Below are 17097 nucleotides of genomic sequence, written 5' to 3'. Positions count from 1 at the left end.
CGCGCCGCGCGGCCCGACATAGGCGATCACGCAATTCTATGAGGAAGAATCGATGATCGACCTGCTCGGCAATTCCGGCGAAACCTATGGCGCCCAGGGCCAGTTCACCCGCGATCCCCTGACCGGGGCGCTGGTGCCGGTGGTGGTCGAGCAGACCAGCCGCGGCGAGCGCAGCTTCGACATCTTCAGCCGCCTGCTGCGCGAACGCATCGTGTTCGTGACCGGCCAGGTGGAAGACAACATGGCTTCGCTGATCGTGGCCCAGCTGCTGTTCCTCGAAAGCGAGAATCCTTCGAAGCCGATCAGCATGTACATCAACTCGCCGGGCGGCGTGGTGACTGCCGGCATGGCGATCCACGACACCATGCAATACATCAAGCCGCGCGTTTCGACCGTGTGCATCGGCCAGGCTGCCAGCATGGGCAGCTTCCTGCTGGCGGCGGGCGAGCCGGGCATGCGCATCGCGCTGCCCAATGCGCGGATCATGGTGCACCAGCCTTCGGGCGGCGCCCGCGGCATGGCGTCCGACATCGAGATCCAGGCGCGCGAAATCCTGCGCATTCGCGAGCGGATGAACGGCCTTTACGTGAAGTATACCGGCAAGAGCCTGACCGATATCGAAAAGGCGATGGATCGCGATACCTTCCTTGAGGCCGATGAAGCGCTCAAGTTCGGGATCGTCGACAAGGTCTTCGAAAGCCGCCCCGAAGGCGAAGGTTCGAGCGAAGCCGAAGGCTCGGGTGGCGCTCCGGAGTAAGAATTCCGGGCTTTTCGCCTCTTTGCGGGACACCGGCGCCACGATCCGCGCCCGGTGCCCCGGTTGGCGCCACGCAGGGCCGCAAAAGCGTGCGCTATAGGTTGATTCATCATTATGCGGGTATAGATTGTCCGAATCTCCATATATTGGGGATCCAGGAATCCTAGGAAATGACCAAATTGAGCGGAACTGACAGCAAGAGCAGCCTGTACTGCAGCTTCTGCGGCAAGTCGCAGCACGAAGTACGCAAACTCATCGCAGGGCCCACCGTATTCATCTGCGATGAATGCGTGGAACTGTGCAACGACATCATCCGCGAAGAGACCAAGGCGGGGATCGCCGGGCGCAAGGAAGGCGAAGTCCCTACGCCGAAGGATATCTTCGACACGCTCAATGATTATGTGATCGGGCAGGACCGCGCGAAGCGCGTGCTCTCGGTCGCGGTGCACAACCACTACAAGCGGCTCAAGCACAGCGGCAAGGGCAACGATGTCGAGCTGGCGAAGTCGAACATCCTGCTCGTCGGCCCGACCGGTTCGGGCAAGACGCTGCTGGCGCAGACGTTGGCGCGCACGTTCGACGTGCCCTTCACCATGGCCGACGCCACTACGCTGACCGAAGCGGGTTACGTGGGTGAAGACGTCGAGAACATCATCCTCAAGCTGCTCCAGGCTTCCGACTACAATGTCGAGAAGGCGCAGCACGGCATCGTCTACATCGACGAGATCGACAAGATCACGCGCAAGGCGGAAAATCCGTCGATCACGCGCGACGTGTCGGGCGAAGGCGTGCAGCAAGCGCTGCTCAAGCTGATGGAAGGCACGACCGCCTCGGTTCCGCCGCAGGGTGGCCGCAAGCATCCGCAGCAGGAATTCCTGCAGGTCGACACGACCAACATCCTGTTCATCTGCGGTGGCGCCTTCGCGGGCCTTGACAAGATCATTGCCGACCGCTTGCAGAAGCGCTCGATCGGCTTCGGCGCGCATGTCGCCGATCCGGAAAAGCGCCGCGTGGGCGAACTGCTCGAGAAGAGCGAGCCGGAAGATTTGCTCAAATTCGGCCTGATCCCCGAATTCGTCGGCCGCCTGCCGGTGATCGCCACGCTGCACGACCTCGATGTCGATGCGCTGGTCCAGATCCTCAAGGAGCCCAAGAACGCGCTGGTCAAGCAGTACCGCAAGCTGTTCGAGCTTGAGGATGTCGAGCTGACCTTCACTGAGGAAGCGCTGCAGGCGATCGCCGAACGCGCGATCAAGCGTAAGACCGGCGCGCGCGGGCTGCGCTCGATCGTCGAAGGCATCCTGCTCGACACGATGTTCGACCTGCCCGACATGGATGGCGTGACCGAGATCGTGATCGACAAGGATGTGGTCGAAGGCCGCAAGGAGCCTGTCCGCGTGATGCAGGGCAAGAGCGGCAAGAAGGAAGAGGCGGCCTGAGCGGTCACTGCCTCCTCTCGCGATGACACGATAATCTGATTGCGGGGCTCCTTCGGGGGCCCCGTTTGCTTTGAGGGAACTGCCGGATTGAAAACCATCGGCCTGATCGGCGGAATGAGCTGGGAAAGCTCGGCGCAATATTACGCGATCATCAACCGCGCGGTGCGCGACCGGTTGGGCGCCCCGCACAGCGCCAAGGTGCTGATGGATTCGGTTGATTTCGGCGAAGTCGAACGGCTCCAGCATGCCGGCGAATGGGATGCGCTGGGCGACATGATGGCTGACAGCGCGAGCCGGCTTGAAGCAGGAGGGGCGGAACTGATCCTGCTCTGCACCAACACCATGCACAAGCTGGCCGACCGGATCACGGCGGCAAGCGGCCTGCCTTTCCTGCACATCGTCGATCCGACCGGGGAAGCGATCAGGGCGCAGGGGATCGCGAAGGTCGGGCTGCTCGGCACCGCTTTCACCATGGAGCAGGACTTCTATCGCGGGCGGCTCGAACGCGAGCACGGGCTCGAAGTGCTGGTTCCCGCGGCGGAGGACCGCGCAACGGTCCACCGGGTGATCTATGATGAACTGGTGGCGGGCATCGTCACCGAAAGCTCGCGCGCGGCCTATCGGGATGTGATCGCTCGCCTCGTCGAACGCGGAGCGCAAGGCGTGATCCTCGGCTGCACCGAGATCATGCTGCTGGTGCGCGAGGAAGACAGCGCCGTGCCGCTGTTCGACACCACCCAATTGCACGCGCTCGCGGCGGTGGAGCAGGCGCTCGCCTGAATTGAACGAGTGATTGCGCCTGAGCGGGGCTCAGGTCGTCAACATCAACCCGCCGTCAGGGGTCAGCGTGGCCCCGGTGATGTAGCTCGCTTCGTCGGAGCAGAGGAAAGCGATGGCCCGGGCGATTTCCTCGGGCTCGCCCGCGCGGTGCTGGTGAACGCGCGTGATCATGCCCTGGTCGATCGCCGCATCGCCGATCGTGTCGCGAATGCGCTGGTGCATCGGCGTCTTGACCAGTCCGGGGCAGACGATGTTGACGCGAATGCCCTGCGGCGCGAGCTCGGCCGAAGCGGAGGTCGTGAGGCCAAGCTGGCCATGCTTGGACGCGGCATAGGCGGTAGCTCCCGGCGATCCCAGGAAGGAGTTGACCGAACCGACATTCACGATCGCGCCGCCGTTTCCGGCCTTCAGCATCGCGCGGGCCTCATATTTCAGGCACAGGAAATTGCCGCGCAGATTGATGCCGGTGACGCGATCCCAATTGTCGTCGGGCATGTCCGTGAGCATCGAGATATGCCCTTCGATGCCCGCGTTGTTCACGGCGATGTCGAGCCGCCCGAAAGTTTCGACCGCATGATCGACCATCGCCTGCACATCTGCGGAATCCGATACGTCGGTCCTGATGTGGCTGGCCTGTCCCCCGGCCGCGCGGATCGCTTCGGCATGTTCGGCAATGTCGTCGCCCCGGCGAGCTGCCAGCACGACGGCTGCTCCGAGTTCAGCGAGAAGCCTGGCGGTTGCCAGCCCGATCCCGCTGCTTGCGCCGGTGACTATCGCGACCTTGCCATCGAAACTGCCTGCCATGCTATCCCCTCCCAAACCCGTCCGGCGGATCCGCCGGGATAGCGTAGGCTAGGGTCGAAGCGTCGGCCGCGCAATGGCGGGCGTGCGGCCCTCGCCCGAGTGGTGATGGCTAGCCTTCGCCCGCCTTGCGCCGCTCGATCAGGGCATCCATCCGCGCGATCTTGTCGAGCGCGAGAAGCTCGCGGAAATCGTAATAGGCGTCGAAGTGCGGGATGCCTTCAGGCAGGGCAACCCAGGGCATGCGTTCTGCGACCCACACCGCCGCATCCGGCCTGATGTCGCGGCTATCGTCGAGCGTTCCGACGCGCAGCCCCGCTCCGATCCTTCCGAGGCGCGGATAATGGCTCCACAATGCTGTGCCGCACTCGCTGCAACGGCAGATGATATGCGGCCCGCCGCTGCCGGCTGTAACCACATGCTCGGTCAGCTCGCCTGAAAGCAGCGTGATGCGGTCGCTTTCGAAGAAAGCGTTGACGACCGAGGTCGAACCGGTCTGCTGCTGGCATTGGCGGCAATGGCAATTGTTGACGAAGATCGGATCGCCTTCGATCCGATAGCGCACGGCGCCGCATGCGCAGGCACCCTCGCGTTCACTCACTGCCATGGCCTCTCTCCTACTCGTGTTCTCCCGCTGCCTTGCAACAGCCCGCCAGCCGCACGCTCGCGACCTGGACGGTGACATGCACGATGCCGAAACGTTGCTCCAGCGCGTCCGCAAGCGATTGCAGGAAGGCGTCGCCGGGATGCCCACCGGGCATGACCAGATGCGCGGTGAGCGCGGTCTCGGTGGTCGACATCGGCCAGATGTGCAGATCGTGTACGGCGCTGACGCCGGGGAGCGCCGCCATATGGCTGCGCACCGCTTCCTCGTCGATCTGTTCGGGCACGGCGTGCAGGCCCAGCTTGATGCTGTCCTTCGCCAACCCCCATGTGCCCCAGCCGATCACCGCCACGATCAGCAGGCTGGTAACCGGATCGATCCACAATTGGTCCGTCAGGAGGATCGCCAGCCCGGCCACCACTACGCCAAGCGAGACCAGCGCATCGGCCGCCATGTGCAGGAAGGCGCCGCGAATATTCAGATCATGCTTGCGACCGCGCATGAACATCAGCGCAGTGGCGGTGTTGATCGCGATACCGATGCCCGCCACGACCACCATGGTCATCCCCTCCACCGGGGCCGGGTTGAACAGGCGATGGATCGTCTCGAACAGGATCGCGCCGATCGCGATCGCCAGCAACATGGCGTTTGCCAGAGCCGCGAGGATCGTCGAACTCTTGAAGCCATAGGTGAAGCGGGGGGAGGGCGGCCTCTTCGCCGCCACGCTCGCCGCCCATGCCAGGATCAGCGCCAATACGTCGGAAAGATTGTGCCCGGCATCGGCGACCAGCGCCATCGAGCCCGAAAGGATGCCGTATGTCGCCTCCACGATGACGAAAGCGGTGTTGAGCACGACCCCGACCAGGAACGCGCGGCCGAAGTCCGCGGGCGCATGGCTATGGCCGCCATGGTGGTGATGGCCATGGTGATGGCCTCCATGGTGATGGCCATGCGCATGATCGTGACGATGGCTATGTGAGTGAGTCCCGCCCATTGAAGTCAGTCGTAGACGCAGGAATCGAGCCCGTCACGCCTCACAACGCCCATGCGCGCTGCAATCATGTTGCCATAACGCCTTGTGAAGCCGCCGGGATTGACCACCGGGCGCTTTTTGGGGAGCGGCAGCGCGGCGGCCATGCGGGCGGCCTCGCTCCGCGTCATCCGTGCCGCCGAATGGCCGAAATATCGCTGCGAACCGGCCTCCGCGCCATAGGTGGCGATGCCGGTCTCTGCGACATTGAGATAGACTTCCATGATGCGCCGCTTGCCCCAGGCCTGTTCGATCAGGAAAGCGAACCAGGCTTCCATCCCCTTGCGGAAATAACCGCCGCCTTGCCACAGGAACACGTTCTTGGCGGTTTGCTGAGTGATGGTCGATCCGCCGCGGATGCGCCCGCCCTGCAGGTTGCGCGCCGCCGCCTTGGCGATCGCTTCGGTGTCGAACCCGTTATGGCTGCAGAACTTGCCGTCTTCGGCCGCGATCACCGCGGTGACCAGGTTGCGGTCGATATTGTCGAGCGATTCCCAGTCCTTGGTAAGCCCGCCTTCCTCCCACACCTTTTCGTCCAGCAGCATCGTCGCGGTGATCGGCACCGGCACCCATTTGTAGATCAGCACCAGTGCCAGGCTGATCGCGACGAATCCCACGATCCCCTTGGCCAGCCAGCGAAGGAGCGTGCGCCCGGGCGCGCGCCTGAGATTGGCGAATCCCTCGCGGATGGCGGGAAGAAATGCAGTGCGCATGCTTTGTCGATTAATCGCGCTGCGGCGGCTGCGCAATCGTCATACATGTGCGCTTGCGCGCAAGGTGCGAAGCTGCTTGGAATGCGCCGAGGTCGAATTCAGGAGAGACTCGATGAAACTGATCCGCAAGGCGATGCTGGCTGCTGCATTGGGCGCAGCTTGGGCGGGCACCCCCGCAATGGCCAATGACGATGCAATCGCGGCCGCCGTGAATGCGGATTACGACGGATATCTCGACGAGCTGTTCGTTCATTTCCACCTCAACCCCGAGTTGTCCTTCCTCGAGACGAAGACCGCAGCCCGAATGGCGGCGGAACTCCGCGCCGCCGGCCTGGAAGTGACCGAAGGGGTGGGCGGCACCGGCGTGGTGGGCATGCTGAAGAATGGCGACGGGCCGCTGATCCTGCTGCGCGCGGATATGGACGGCTTGCCAGTGCCCGAGAAATCCGGGCTGCCCTATGCCTCGAAGGCAACCCAGGTGGGGCAGGACGGGGTCGAATACCCCGTGATGCATGCCTGCGGCCATGACGTGCACATTACCTCGATGGTCGGCACCGCGCGCCGCCTGATGGCGATGAAGGACAAGTGGAGCGGAACGCTGATGTTCGTGGTCCAGCCCGCCGAAGAGCGCGTGGGCGGGGCGAGGGCGATGGTCGAGGACGGGCTTTATGAGCGCTTCGGCAAGCCCGACTATGCGGTTGCCTTCCACGTGTCTTCGGAACTGCCGACCGGAATGGTCTCCGCATCCGAAGGGATCCAGTATTCGAGCGCGGATTCGGTCGACATCGTGGTGCCGGGCATCGGCGCGCATGGCGCCAGCCCGCATGCGGGGCGCGATCCGGTCTACATCGCATCGCAGATCGTTACCGCGCTGCAATCAATCGCCAGCCGCGAAACCATGCCGCTCGACCCGGTGGTGGTGACGGTGGGCGCATTCCATTCGGGCACCAAGCACAACATCATTTCGGACCGGGCGGACCTGCAGCTGACGGTGCGCGCCAATGACGAGAAGGTGCGGGCCGCCACGCTCGCCTCGATCGAGCGGATCGCGGTCAATATCGGGCGTGCGCACGGTCTTCCTGAAGACATGCTGCCCAAGGTGACGGTGAGCGAAGGCACGCCGGTGACCAATAACGACCCGGCGCTGGCGCGGCGGCTCAACGCGGCGATGAAGCGGACCTTTGGCGAGGAATCGGTGCCCGATTTCAAGCAGACGGGCATGGGCGCGGAAGACTTCGCCTTCTTCGTGACAGAGGACTTGGGCGTTCCGGGATATTACTTCGCGGTGGGCGGCACCCCGGCTGAAGCCTTCAAAGCAGCAGCCAATGGCGGCCCGCCGGTGCCCTCGCACCACTCGCCGCTGTTCAAGATCTCGCCGCGCGAATCGGTGACGGTTGGCACACGCGCGATGATCGCGGCAGTGCTGGACCTCGCGCCCGCCAAATAACGATTCCGGCTTCTGCAAGAATCCGTTCGACCGACTCGCGCTGGGGGGAGTAAGAGCTCACCCGGGTCGCGAAACGGGAGATTTTCTATGCCGCAATTCGTGATCGAGCGTGACATGCCGGGCGCGGGATCGCTATCGCCGGATGATCTGAAGGGTGCCTCGCAGCAATCCTGCAGCGTGCTGCGCGACATGGGCCCCGGGATCCAATGGGTCCATTCCTATGTCACCGATGACAAGATCTATTGCATCTATCGCGCGGACAATGCGGACCAGATCCGCCAACATGCTGTGACTGCGGGCTTTCCGGCCAATTCGGTATCCGAAGTGCGGACGATCATCGACCCGACGACTGCCGAATAGCGGCACAAAAAAGGGGCGGAGAACCGCCCCTTTTTCGTCGTTTCGGTAACTGTCAGGCGATGCCCGGAAGCAGCCGCTCGCCGGCGATGCGCTGCATTGCCTTCTGCAACTTTTCGAAAGCGCGCACTTCGATCTGGCGGATGCGTTCGCGGCTGACGTTGTATTGCTGCGAGAGCTCTTCGAGCGTCTGCGGGTTCTCGGTCAACCGGCGCTCGGTCAGGATGTGCCGTTCGCGCTCGTTGAGCGCACCCATCGCTTCGGACAGCATTTCGTGGCGCATGTCGGCTTCTTCGGCATCGGCTACGAGCTCATCCTGCAGCGGGCGGTCGTCGGTCAGCCAGTCCTGCCACTCTCCCGAACCTTCCTCGCCATGGCGCATCGGCGTGTTGAGCGAACCGTCGCCGCCCATCATCATCCGCCGGTTCATGTTGATCACTTCCTGCTCGGGCACGCCGAGATCGGCCGCGATCTTCGCGACATCGTCAGGATGCAGGTCGGTGTCCTCGTAGGCGTCGAGGTTCTTCTTCATCCGGCGCAGGTTGAAGAACAGCTTCTTCTGCGCGGCGGTGGTGCCCATCTTCACGAGGCTCCAGCTACGCAGGATGAATTCCTGCATGCTCGCCTTGATCCACCACATGGCATAGGTTGCCAGGCGGAAGCCGCGATCGGGCTCAAATTTCTTCACACCCTGCATCAGGCCCACATTCCCTTCGGAAATGAGGTCGCTGACGGGCAGGCCATAGCCGCGATAGCCCATCGCGATCTTGGCCACGAGCCGCAGGTGGCTGGTCACCAGCTGTGCAGCCGCTTCGGGATCGTCATGTTCCTGGTAGCGCTTGGCGAGCATGTATTCCTGCTCGGCCGTGAGTACGGGGAATTTCTTGATCTCGGAGAGATAGCGGTTGAGGCTCTGCTCACCGCTCAATGCCGGAACCGTTGGGTTCTTCTTAGTGCTCACTTCTTCCCTAACCTTTCTTGCGTCGACCCTTCGGTGCCGGACCCCTGATGGGCGTCCGCTGGTGAGGGCCACACGGTTACATATAGACGCATCTGTCGAGTTTTGCAGTGCGATTCATCGATTTTAACGAGCGGTTTGGCCGATCAGTTCCCGCATGTCGGCGGGCAATTCCGAGGTAAATTCCAGCCATTTGCCGCTCACCGGGTGTTCGAAACCGAGCGATGCCGCATGCAAAGCCTGCCGGTTGAAGCCCAAGTCTTTGAGAATCGACCGCAATTCGGATGGAGTGCGTCCATATAACGGATCTCCCAATAGCGCATGGCCGATTGACGCACAGTGAACGCGCACCTGGTGAGTTCGCCCCGTTTCCAGCCGGCATTCGATCAAGGCGGCAGAGCCGAGCTTTCTTATTACCTTATAGTGCGTAACCGCGCGTTTGCCGCGCGAGGAATTCTTGTCGAGCACGGCCATTTTCTTGCGGTTCGCATCGGAACGGCCGATTCGCGTGGCAATCGTGCCTTCCGGCGGGGAAGGGTGCCCGGCGCAGACTGCCAGGTAGCGCCGCTCGATCGAATGGTCCTTGAACTGGCGCGCCAGCCCTTCATGCGCAACGTCGCTCTTGGCGACCACCAGCAGGCCCGAAGTGTCCTTGTCGATCCGGTGGACGATGCCGGGGCGCGCCACTCCGCCGATCCCCGACAGCTGGCCGCGGCAGTGATGCAGCAACGCATTCACCAGCGTTCCGTCGGGATTGCCCGCCGCCGGATGCACCACCATGCCCGCAGGCTTGTCGATCACGATCAAATGTTCGTCTTCGTAAACCACTTCGAGCGGGATATCCTGCGGGCGCGCTGCGGCTTCGGCTGCGGGCGGCACTTCGATCGTGAAGGCGGCATCGGCCGCAACCTTGGCGCTGGCGCTGGTGGCGGGCTTGCCCCCGATTGCCACCATGCCTTCCGCGATCAATGCCTTGATGCGTTCGCGCGACAGCCCGCTTGCCTCGGCCAGCGCCTTGTCGAGGCGGCCGGGGGAGAGGATCACGCCCTCAACAACCTCCGTTCGTGCTGAGCTTGTCGAAGCACCGTTCTTACTTTTGGCGTGCAAGGACACTGCCTCCCAGTCGCCCCGGATCAGGGCCATTTTCTTCGCGCGCGACCATCCCTTGACCTGTTGCTCAGCCGCCATCGCCTCGTGACGGGTGGGGAATTCCTGTGACCATACCAATTCGACCGGGAGCCTGTCTTTCGTGTAGCCCGCTATTTCCCCGGCCTGGTGCTGGGCGATCCTGAGCTCGAGATCGTCAGTATGCCCAGTGTAGAAGGAGCCTCCCCGGCAATGCAGCATATAGGCCCAAAACGGCATTCAATGGGCCTAAGATAAGGACGGCCCTTCGACAAGCTCAGGGCGAACGGTTATTTGCAGCGGATGCATGTCATCATGACAATTCAAGTGCTCGCTAGGATGCTTTCGGAGGCACAGGCCGCTCTCCCGCGGGAATGTTGCGGGATCCTGTTGGGCACTGGCAATCGCTTCACCGAGGCGCGGCCTGCCGCCAATGTCCACCCCGAGCCTGAAACCCATTTCGAGATCGATCCGCAGGCGCTGATCGATGCCCATCGCGCCGCGCGTGCGGGCGGGCCGCAAGTGGTCGGCTATTACCATTCGCATCCAACCGGCGCGGCCGAACCTTCGGCAACCGACCGGGCAATGGCGTCAGGTGATGGCCGGGTCTGGGCCATTGTCGGCACCGACAAGGTCTCGTTCTGGCAGGATACGCCGGATGGCTTCCGGGCGCTTTCCTACCTCGTCGAAGAAAGCTAGGGATTGCACATGCCTGCGCGATCCCTTGCCCCTTTCCCCAGCCACCTTGCCGATGCAGGTGGTGGGGCAGGTTTTTTCAACTTAGACAGTGTCGCATGTGTCGCGCCAATTCAGGTAAAGCCGTGAAGCAATGAACAATACCTCTGCAACTGAACTCGCCGCGCTCATGTGTTCGCGCCTGTGCCACGACATGCTCTCGCCCGTGGGTGCGCTGTCGAACGGGCTGGAACTGCTCGCCGACGAGAAAGACCCGGAAATGCGCGCGCGCTGCATCGAATTGCTTGAGCAGAGCGCGCGGATCAGCACCGGCAAGCTCAAATTCTTCCGCCTCGCTTTCGGCGCGGCGGGCGGCTTTGGCGATGCCGTTCCGGTCGAGGAAGCCAAGGGCGTTATTGAAGCGCTGGTGGCGGAAGCCCGGCGGGTCGAACTCAATTGGGCTATCGACGGATCGAGCCTGCCGAAACCCGCGGTCAAGGTGATGCTCAACCTCGCCCAGATCGCGCTCGACGCGCTGATCCGCGGCGGCACGCTGGACATCGGGGCCGAGCTGCATGACGGGAATTACGAGATCGTGGTGCGGGCCAGCGGGGACAAGATCGCTTTCGACGAGACGATCGGCCGCGCGCTCGAAGGCAATCTCGCACCGGGCGAATTGTCGAGCCGCACCGCTGCCGCGCATATGATCGCCATCCTTGCCGAGGAATGCCGTGGCGGGCTGCAATACAAGCGTGATGACGGCACGCTGGTGATGGGGGCGGTGATCCCCCAGCCCGACGGGATGATCGGCTGAAATGGACGATGAGCTGGTCCATCGCGAGCGGCTGTCTCCCAATTTCAACGACCGCGCGCTGCCGATCAGCATGGTGGTGCTGCACTATACGGAAATGAAGCCGGTCGAGACCGCGCTCGACAGGCTGTGCGATCCCGAAGCGCAGGTTTCCGCGCATTACCTCATCAGCGAGGAAGGCGAAGTCACGCGGCTGGTGCCTGAAGAGAAGCGCGCCTGGCATGCGGGAGCGTCCTTCTGGCGCGGGCACAAGGATGTGAACTCGGCCAGCATCGGGATCGAGCTCGACCATCCGGGCCATGCGCTTGGCTATCGCCCCTTTGCCGAAGAGCAGATCGATGCGCTGATCCCGCTGCTCCACCGCATACAGCGGCAGTATGACATTCCGCGCGCCAATGTGCTGGGCCATTCCGATGTGGCGCCGGCGCGCAAGACCGACCCGGGCGAACTCTTCCCTTGGGACCGGCTGGCCGAATACGGGCTGTGCCTGCCCCGGCCCAGAATCGAATTGGGCGATCCGTTCGACAATGACGGGGCGTTTTACCTCGCGCTCGAGCGCTTCGGCTACGACATCACCGACGGCCACAAGGCGGTCGAGGCGTTCCAGCGGCGCTGGCGACCAGAGCGGATCGATGGCGAGATCGACGGGCAGCTCCGCGCGATCCTGTTCCAACTGCTGCTCGATCGCGACCGCGGGGTGACGCGGTGAGGGAGATTGACCTCGATCAATGAGGGCGGCGGGGCGGATCAACTAGTCAGGGATCGAAAGCAGGAGGCAGCACTCATGGCGCATACCGAATTCAAGGACTGGCCGGCGATGGCCGCAAACCTGATCCCCGCGATCCGCGAACTGCACAAGGGCGCGCCGGGAGTGATGAAGGCTTTCCGCGAAATGGGAGCCGCTGCGCATGAAGCGGGCGCGCTCGATCCCAAGACCAAGGAGCTGCTCGCTCTGGGGATCGCAGTGGCGGTGCGCTGCGACCCCTGCATCGCCTACCATGTCGAAGGTGCGCGCAAGCATGGGGCGTCCCGGGCAGAGATCGCCGAGACGATGGGCATGGCGGTCTATATGGGAGCTGGACCGGCGGCGATGTATGCCGCGCAGGCACTTGAGGCCTATGACCAATATGTCGACAAGGCCGCGGAATAGCTCAAGGCTTCCCTAATCGCTGCGCCATCCCTATATGCGCCATTGCCAGGGGGCCGGGCAGCCGCGTTGTCGCAAGATACCGAGGAAAGTCCGGGCTCCACGAAACAAGGGTGGCGGGTAACGCCCGCCCGGCGAGGCTTTCGGGCCGAAGCCGAGGGAAAGTGCCACAGAGAGTATACCGCCGATGGCCCCTAAAGGGCACAGGCAAGGGTGAAAGGGTGCGGCAAGAGCGCACCGGGGCGCTGGCAACAGGGTCCGCATGGCAAACCCCACCCGGAGCAAGGCCAAATAGGGGCCTCCCGCCCCGGACTTGATCCGGGGCAGGGGCGTTTCGCCCCGAGAGGCCCGGGTTGGCTGCTTGAGCCATGGAGCGATCCATGGCCTAGATGAATGGCTGCCCTTGCGAGGCTGATGTGCAAGCGTATCGCCCGCAAGACAGAACCCGGCTTACAGGCCCCCTGGCAAACATTCCGCTATTCGGCTCGAGGCCGTCCTACGCTATGGTAAGTGAAGCCTGCGGTGCGCATGTCGTCGGGATTGTAGATGTTCCGGAGGTCTACCAGCAGCGGGGCCTTGGCCAGCGCCTTGACCCGGTCCAGGTCGAGCGCGCGGAAGGCATCCCATTCAGTCACGATCACTACGGCGTCGGCGCCTTCGATCGCGGCATAGGGGCTGTCGCACATCGCCACTTCGGGCATCAGCGGGCGCGCCTGCTCCATGCCTTCAGGGTCATAGGCGGCGATGCTCACACCGGCGTTGCCCAGCGTCTCGGCGATGTCGATCGAGGGCGAATCGCGCATGTCGTCGGTGTTGGGCTTGAAGGTCAGGCCAAGTAGAGCGACCTTCTTGCCGCGTGAGGCCTTTGTGCCGCCCAGCGCATCGATCACCTTGCGGCCCATCGCGCGCTTGCGGCTGTCGTTGACCTTGACCACCGCTTCAACGATGCGGACCGGGCTGTCGTAATCCTCAGCCGTCTTGAGCAGGGCCAGCGTGTCCTTGGGGAAGCACGATCCGCCATAGCCCGGCCCGGCATTGAGGAACTTCGAGCCGATGCGGCCATCCATGCCGATCCCGCGCGCCACGTCCTGCACATTGCCGCCCGCCTTTTCGCACAGGTCAGCCATCTCGTTGATGAAGGTGATCTTGGTCGCGAGGAACGCGTTGGCAGCGTATTTGATCAGCTCGCTCGAACGGCGATTGACGAAAAGGATCGGGCTCTCGTTGAGGAACAGCGGGCGATAGACTTCGCGCATCACGTCGCGTCCGAAGTCGTCCTCGGCGCCGATCACGATGCGGTCGGGGCGCTTGAAATCGCCGATCGCCGCGCCTTCGCGCAGGAACTCTGGATTTGAAACGACCGAGACCTTGTGCGGCGTTCCGCTGGCCTGGATGATCCGTTCGACCTCGTCACCCGTCCCCACGGGCACGGTCGATTTGGTCACGACGACGGCGTCATTGGCAAGGCTTGCACCCACTTCCTCGGCAACGGCGTAGACGAAGGACAGGTCGGCATGGCCATCGCCCCGGCGGCTGGGAGTGCCGACCGCGATGAAAACCGCCTGCGCGCCCCTGATCCCTTCGGCAACGTCGGTGGTGAAGCTCAGGCGACCGGCCTTGACGTTGTTTTCCACCAGTGCGTCGAGCCCCGGCTCATAGATCGGCATGATCCCCTGATGCAGCCGGTCGATCTTCGACTGGTCCTTGTCGATACACACGACGTCATGGCCGAAATCGGCAAAGCAGGCGCCTGAGACAAGGCCAACATAACCCGATCCCACCATTGCGATTTTCATTGAGCAAGTTCCTTGTGCTTGATCTTGATGCGGCCTTCCTTCTCGACCGCCTGGATGGTGCGGCGCTGGTCCCCTTCAAGCACGAGCGCGGTGAGAATTCCGGTCCGGAAAGCTCCGGTATCTACTCCGATGCGCTGGGGCTTCTCCTCCACCTCATCGAAGATCGTGTGTCCATGAACCACAACCTTGGGCAGCGGCCCGCGGTGCCGCAGGAAGCGTTCGCGGATCCACATAAGGTCGCTGCGGCGCTGCTGGTCGAGCGGCAAATTCGGGTCGATCCCGGCATGAACGAACACATAATCGCCCGCGACGATCATGTCTTCGAACCCGGCGATGAATTCGCGGTCGGCCTGCGGCACGATCTCTGGGAGGCGTTCAAACAGCTCTTCCAGCGAGAGCTTGCGATATTCCTTGCGCGGCAAGCCATAGCTCAGGATCGTCTCGCGACCCCCATGCTTGAGGAAGTGGCGCAGCACCTCGGCATCCTGGAAAGACTCGAGAAACATCTCTTCATGGTTGCCCGCGATGATGCGGACGGGGCGCTTCTTGCGCCACTTGCGCGCGCGCTTGATTACACCGGCGCTTTCAGGCCCGCGGTCGATCAGATCGCCGAGCAGGACGACATGAGTCACCACTGAGTCGGAATCGGCACAATCTGCTTCGATCGCCTCAACCAGGGCATCGAACAGGTCGCATCGCCCATGGATGTCGCCGACCACGTAATAGCGTTCGCCTGCCGGCACGCGGGGGCGCGTCGTTCGCGTGGCCTCGCGGCGGAACAGCTTGTTCAGGGGCGCTAGAATCATGGTGCTGGGATCAGTCCGGATCAGGCGAACGCCTTAGGCGACGCAGGCCTTAACGGCAACCAACAGGCTCAAGCGCGTGTTGGGTCAGCGGGAGTGGTGCCGAAAATCCACACTGTTGAAGCTTTGCAGCATTCCGCGCAATTTCCCTTGTGCACTGCAGCAAATACGTGCACGAATGTTGCGTCTCCGGAAGAGATTGCCCGCAAATAGAGGCGACCTATCGGATACGCAGGTGGGACGAAGCAACAATACAACGAAGGAAGTTGTCATGCTCACGTCCATTCGCGGCATCGTTGCCGCAAGCTTTGCAACCGGCCTCGCGCTCTCCGCAGCGCCGGCATTCGCCGAAACCTCGGCACCAGAAAACGAATTCGACCTTGCCGCCGTGGAAGCTGCCGCCGACGTAACTGTCGATGTGGCTGACCTTGAAGCAGCCACTCCTGTTGTCGACTATGCCTCAGTGAACCGCGCTGGCGACGAGAGTTCTGTCGAGATCTCGGGCAACGTCGCGCTTGCCAGCGAATACCGCTTCCGTGGTATCGACCTTTCGGGCGGCGATATTGCTATCCAAGGCGGCATCGACCTGACGCACAGCTCGGGCTTCTATGTCGGCACCTGGGGCTCGTCGCTCGACGAAGATACCGTCGGCTATGGTCACACCGAACTTGACGTTTACGCCGGTTTCAGCGGCGAACTCACTGAAGGCGTAAGCTTCGATATTGGCGCGCTCGCATATCTCTATCCGAATGCCGGGGCAGGCGATTACGATTATATTGAAGCCTATGGCTCGGTCGGATTTTCAATCGGCCCGGCTGAATCGACACTTGGCATCGCTTATGCGCCCAAGCAGGATTCGCTCGGCGGGACCGACAACTTCTATATCTACTATGATCTGTCGCTGGGCGTCCCCGGCACGCCGTTCACGGCAACGGGACATGTCGGCTACACCGACGGCTTCCTGACTTTCACTAATGACGGGAAGGCATTTGACTGGTCGATCGGCGTGGAAACACCGCTCTATGGCCCGGTCAGCTTCGGCGTGGCCTATGTTGGCGCTGAGGACGATATCCTGCCAGGCAACTACGACTTTGCCGACGATGCACTTGTGTTCACGCTCAGCGCGAGCATCTGATCGCTCATCGGCGTTAATACGCGATAATGAAGGGGCGCTGGCCAAGCTGGTCGGCGCCCCTTTCATTTTGAGCCCTGGAATCTTCCAACGAAATTGTTTCTCGCGACCACCCGCAAACTCTCGTTGGGGTTGTGCCTCAGGCCCAAAGGTCGCATCTATCGCTCGAGACGATTGACGCGGTGAAACCTGCATCAATCTGAAGAGACCGTTTTTGAATGGAAGAGCCAAGCGATGGTCAAATACCTCCACAGCATGATCCGGGTGAGCGATCCGGATGCGACAGTCGCCTTTTTCAAACTTATCGGCCTCGAAGAAGTGCGCCGCTTCGAAGTGGAGGCCGGGCGCTTCACCCTGATTTTCCTTGCCGCTCCCGGGCAGGAAGGGTTGGCCGAAGTAGAGCTGACCTATAATTGGCCACCAGCTGACGGCAGTCCGGCCGAGGAGTACAATGGTGGGCGCAATTTCGGCCATTTGGCCTATCGGGTGGATGACATTTACGAGACCTGCCAGCGCCTGATGGACGCCGGCCACACGATCCATCGCCCGCCGCGCGACGGGCATATGGCTTTCGTCAAATCACCTGACGGGATTTCGGTCGAATTGCTGCAGGAAGGGCATTTGCCGCCGCAGGAACCCTGGGCGAGCATGGAGAACACCGGAAGCTGGTAAGGCGAGGCCGGGCGGAAAAGCCACTTGGCTCTTCCGCGCCGGCTTCAGCA

General features: G+C 62.6%; 19 protein-coding genes, 1 other RNA gene and 1 pseudogene. 12 read left to right on the top strand and 9 right to left on the bottom strand.

Features of this window, described 5'->3' with window-relative positions:
• Positions 1-52 precede the first annotated feature (52 nt).
• From VRS74_RS07145 to VRS74_RS07135, 3 genes are all read left to right on the top strand, one after another.
• Positions 53-757, top strand: a complete 705-nt coding sequence (locus VRS74_RS07145) for an ATP-dependent Clp protease proteolytic subunit (protein WP_354144555.1) — start codon at positions 53-55, stop codon at positions 755-757.
• A gap of 170 nt (positions 758-927) precedes the next feature.
• Positions 928-2196 carry an ATP-dependent Clp protease ATP-binding subunit ClpX gene (clpX, locus tag VRS74_RS07140; RefSeq protein WP_354144554.1) on the top strand — a complete coding sequence of 423 codons (1269 nt, stop codon included), beginning with the start codon at positions 928-930 and terminating at the stop codon, positions 2194-2196.
• Between the two features lie 87 nt (positions 2197-2283).
• On the top strand, positions 2284-2976 hold the full coding sequence (locus tag VRS74_RS07135) for an aspartate/glutamate racemase family protein (RefSeq protein WP_354144553.1): 693 nt from the start codon (positions 2284-2286) through the stop codon (positions 2974-2976).
• Positions 2977-3006: 30 nt separating this feature from the next.
• Here the strand turns inward: VRS74_RS07135 and VRS74_RS07130 are convergent, their stop codons facing one another.
• From VRS74_RS07130 to mtgA, 4 genes are all read right to left on the bottom strand, one after another.
• Positions 3007-3780 (bottom strand): SDR family NAD(P)-dependent oxidoreductase, encoded by a 774-nt coding sequence (locus VRS74_RS07130; protein WP_354144552.1) that lies wholly within the window; start codon positions 3778-3780, stop codon positions 3007-3009.
• Positions 3781-3889: 109 nt separating this feature from the next.
• Positions 3890-4384, bottom strand: coding sequence for a GFA family protein (locus tag VRS74_RS07125; protein WP_354144551.1), 495 nt, complete (start codon positions 4382-4384; stop codon positions 3890-3892).
• Positions 4385-4394: 10 nt separating this feature from the next.
• Positions 4395-5375, bottom strand: coding sequence for a cation diffusion facilitator family transporter (locus VRS74_RS07120; RefSeq protein ID WP_354144550.1), 981 nt, complete (start codon positions 5373-5375; stop codon positions 4395-4397).
• A gap of 5 nt (positions 5376-5380) precedes the next feature.
• Complete coding sequence (gene mtgA, locus VRS74_RS07115; protein WP_354144549.1) at positions 5381-6124, bottom strand: monofunctional biosynthetic peptidoglycan transglycosylase; 744 nt, start codon at positions 6122-6124, stop codon at positions 5381-5383.
• A 112-nt stretch (positions 6125-6236) separates the two neighbouring features.
• On the opposite strand from mtgA, the gene VRS74_RS07110 reads away from it, so the two are divergent.
• Positions 6237-7571: an amidohydrolase gene (locus tag VRS74_RS07110; protein WP_354144548.1), complete on the top strand. Its 1335-nt coding sequence runs from the start codon at positions 6237-6239 to the stop codon at positions 7569-7571.
• Positions 7572-7658: 87 nt separating this feature from the next.
• A complete protein-coding gene (locus VRS74_RS07105; RefSeq protein ID WP_354144547.1) occupies positions 7659-7931 on the top strand; it encodes a DUF4242 domain-containing protein in 273 nt (90 codons plus the stop codon).
• Between the two features lie 52 nt (positions 7932-7983).
• Here VRS74_RS07105 and rpoH read toward each other — a convergent pair whose 3' ends face one another.
• The 3 genes and pseudogenes from rpoH to VRS74_RS07090 all read right to left on the bottom strand — a co-directional run.
• A complete protein-coding gene (rpoH, locus tag VRS74_RS07100; RefSeq protein WP_354144546.1) occupies positions 7984-8889 on the bottom strand; it encodes an RNA polymerase sigma factor RpoH in 906 nt (301 codons plus the stop codon).
• A gap of 123 nt (positions 8890-9012) precedes the next feature.
• Positions 9013-9930, bottom strand: coding sequence for an RluA family pseudouridine synthase (locus VRS74_RS07095; RefSeq protein WP_354144579.1), 918 nt, complete (start codon positions 9928-9930; stop codon positions 9013-9015).
• 159 nt (positions 9931-10089) lie between these two features.
• Positions 10090-10233: pseudogene (locus tag VRS74_RS07090) on the bottom strand (GIY-YIG nuclease family protein); the annotation flags it as partial.
• Between the two features lie 81 nt (positions 10234-10314).
• On the opposite strand from VRS74_RS07090, the gene VRS74_RS07085 reads away from it, so the two are divergent.
• The 5 genes from VRS74_RS07085 to rnpB all read left to right on the top strand — a co-directional run bounded on the left by VRS74_RS07085 (position 10315) and on the right by rnpB (position 13113).
• A complete protein-coding gene (locus VRS74_RS07085) occupies positions 10315-10710 on the top strand; it encodes a M67 family metallopeptidase (protein WP_354144545.1) in 396 nt (131 codons plus the stop codon).
• Between the two features lie 130 nt (positions 10711-10840).
• A complete protein-coding gene (locus VRS74_RS07080) occupies positions 10841-11500 on the top strand; it encodes a histidine phosphotransferase family protein (protein ID WP_354144544.1) in 660 nt (219 codons plus the stop codon).
• Position 11501: 1 nt separating this feature from the next.
• Positions 11502-12206 carry an N-acetylmuramoyl-L-alanine amidase gene (locus VRS74_RS07075; RefSeq protein WP_354144543.1) on the top strand — a complete coding sequence of 235 codons (705 nt, stop codon included), beginning with the start codon at positions 11502-11504 and terminating at the stop codon, positions 12204-12206.
• Between the two features lie 75 nt (positions 12207-12281).
• Complete coding sequence (locus VRS74_RS07070) at positions 12282-12647, top strand: carboxymuconolactone decarboxylase family protein (RefSeq protein ID WP_354144542.1); 366 nt, start codon at positions 12282-12284, stop codon at positions 12645-12647.
• A 45-nt stretch (positions 12648-12692) separates the two neighbouring features.
• Positions 12693-13113: RNase P RNA component class A (gene rnpB, locus VRS74_RS07065), an RNA gene on the top strand.
• Between the two features lie 7 nt (positions 13114-13120).
• Here rnpB and VRS74_RS07060 read toward each other — a convergent pair.
• Positions 13121-14440, bottom strand: coding sequence for a UDP-glucose dehydrogenase family protein (locus VRS74_RS07060; protein ID WP_354144541.1), 1320 nt, complete (start codon positions 14438-14440; stop codon positions 13121-13123).
• Entirely contained in the window at positions 14437-15246 is an 810-nt protein-coding gene (locus VRS74_RS07055; protein WP_354144540.1) for a metallophosphoesterase family protein, read from the bottom strand. Before VRS74_RS07055 ends, VRS74_RS07060 begins: the two co-directional genes overlap by 4 nt.
• Before the next feature lie 268 nt (positions 15247-15514).
• Here VRS74_RS07055 and VRS74_RS07050 point away from each other — a divergent pair, with 268 nt between their 5' ends.
• Entirely contained in the window at positions 15515-16378 is an 864-nt protein-coding gene (locus tag VRS74_RS07050; protein WP_354144539.1) for a TorF family putative porin, read from the top strand.
• Positions 16379-16609: 231 nt separating this feature from the next.
• Positions 16610-17047, top strand: a complete 438-nt coding sequence (locus VRS74_RS07045) for a VOC family protein (RefSeq protein WP_354144538.1) — start codon at positions 16610-16612, stop codon at positions 17045-17047.
• Positions 17048-17097: the final 50 nt, after the last annotated feature.

It is taken from the genome of Altererythrobacter litoralis, from assembly GCF_036324225.1.
Classification (GTDB): Bacteria; Pseudomonadota; Alphaproteobacteria; order Sphingomonadales; family Sphingomonadaceae; genus Erythrobacter; species Erythrobacter litoralis_A.
Note: the sequence above shows the minus strand (reverse complement) of the source record. Positions and strands in the feature narration are given on the sequence as shown.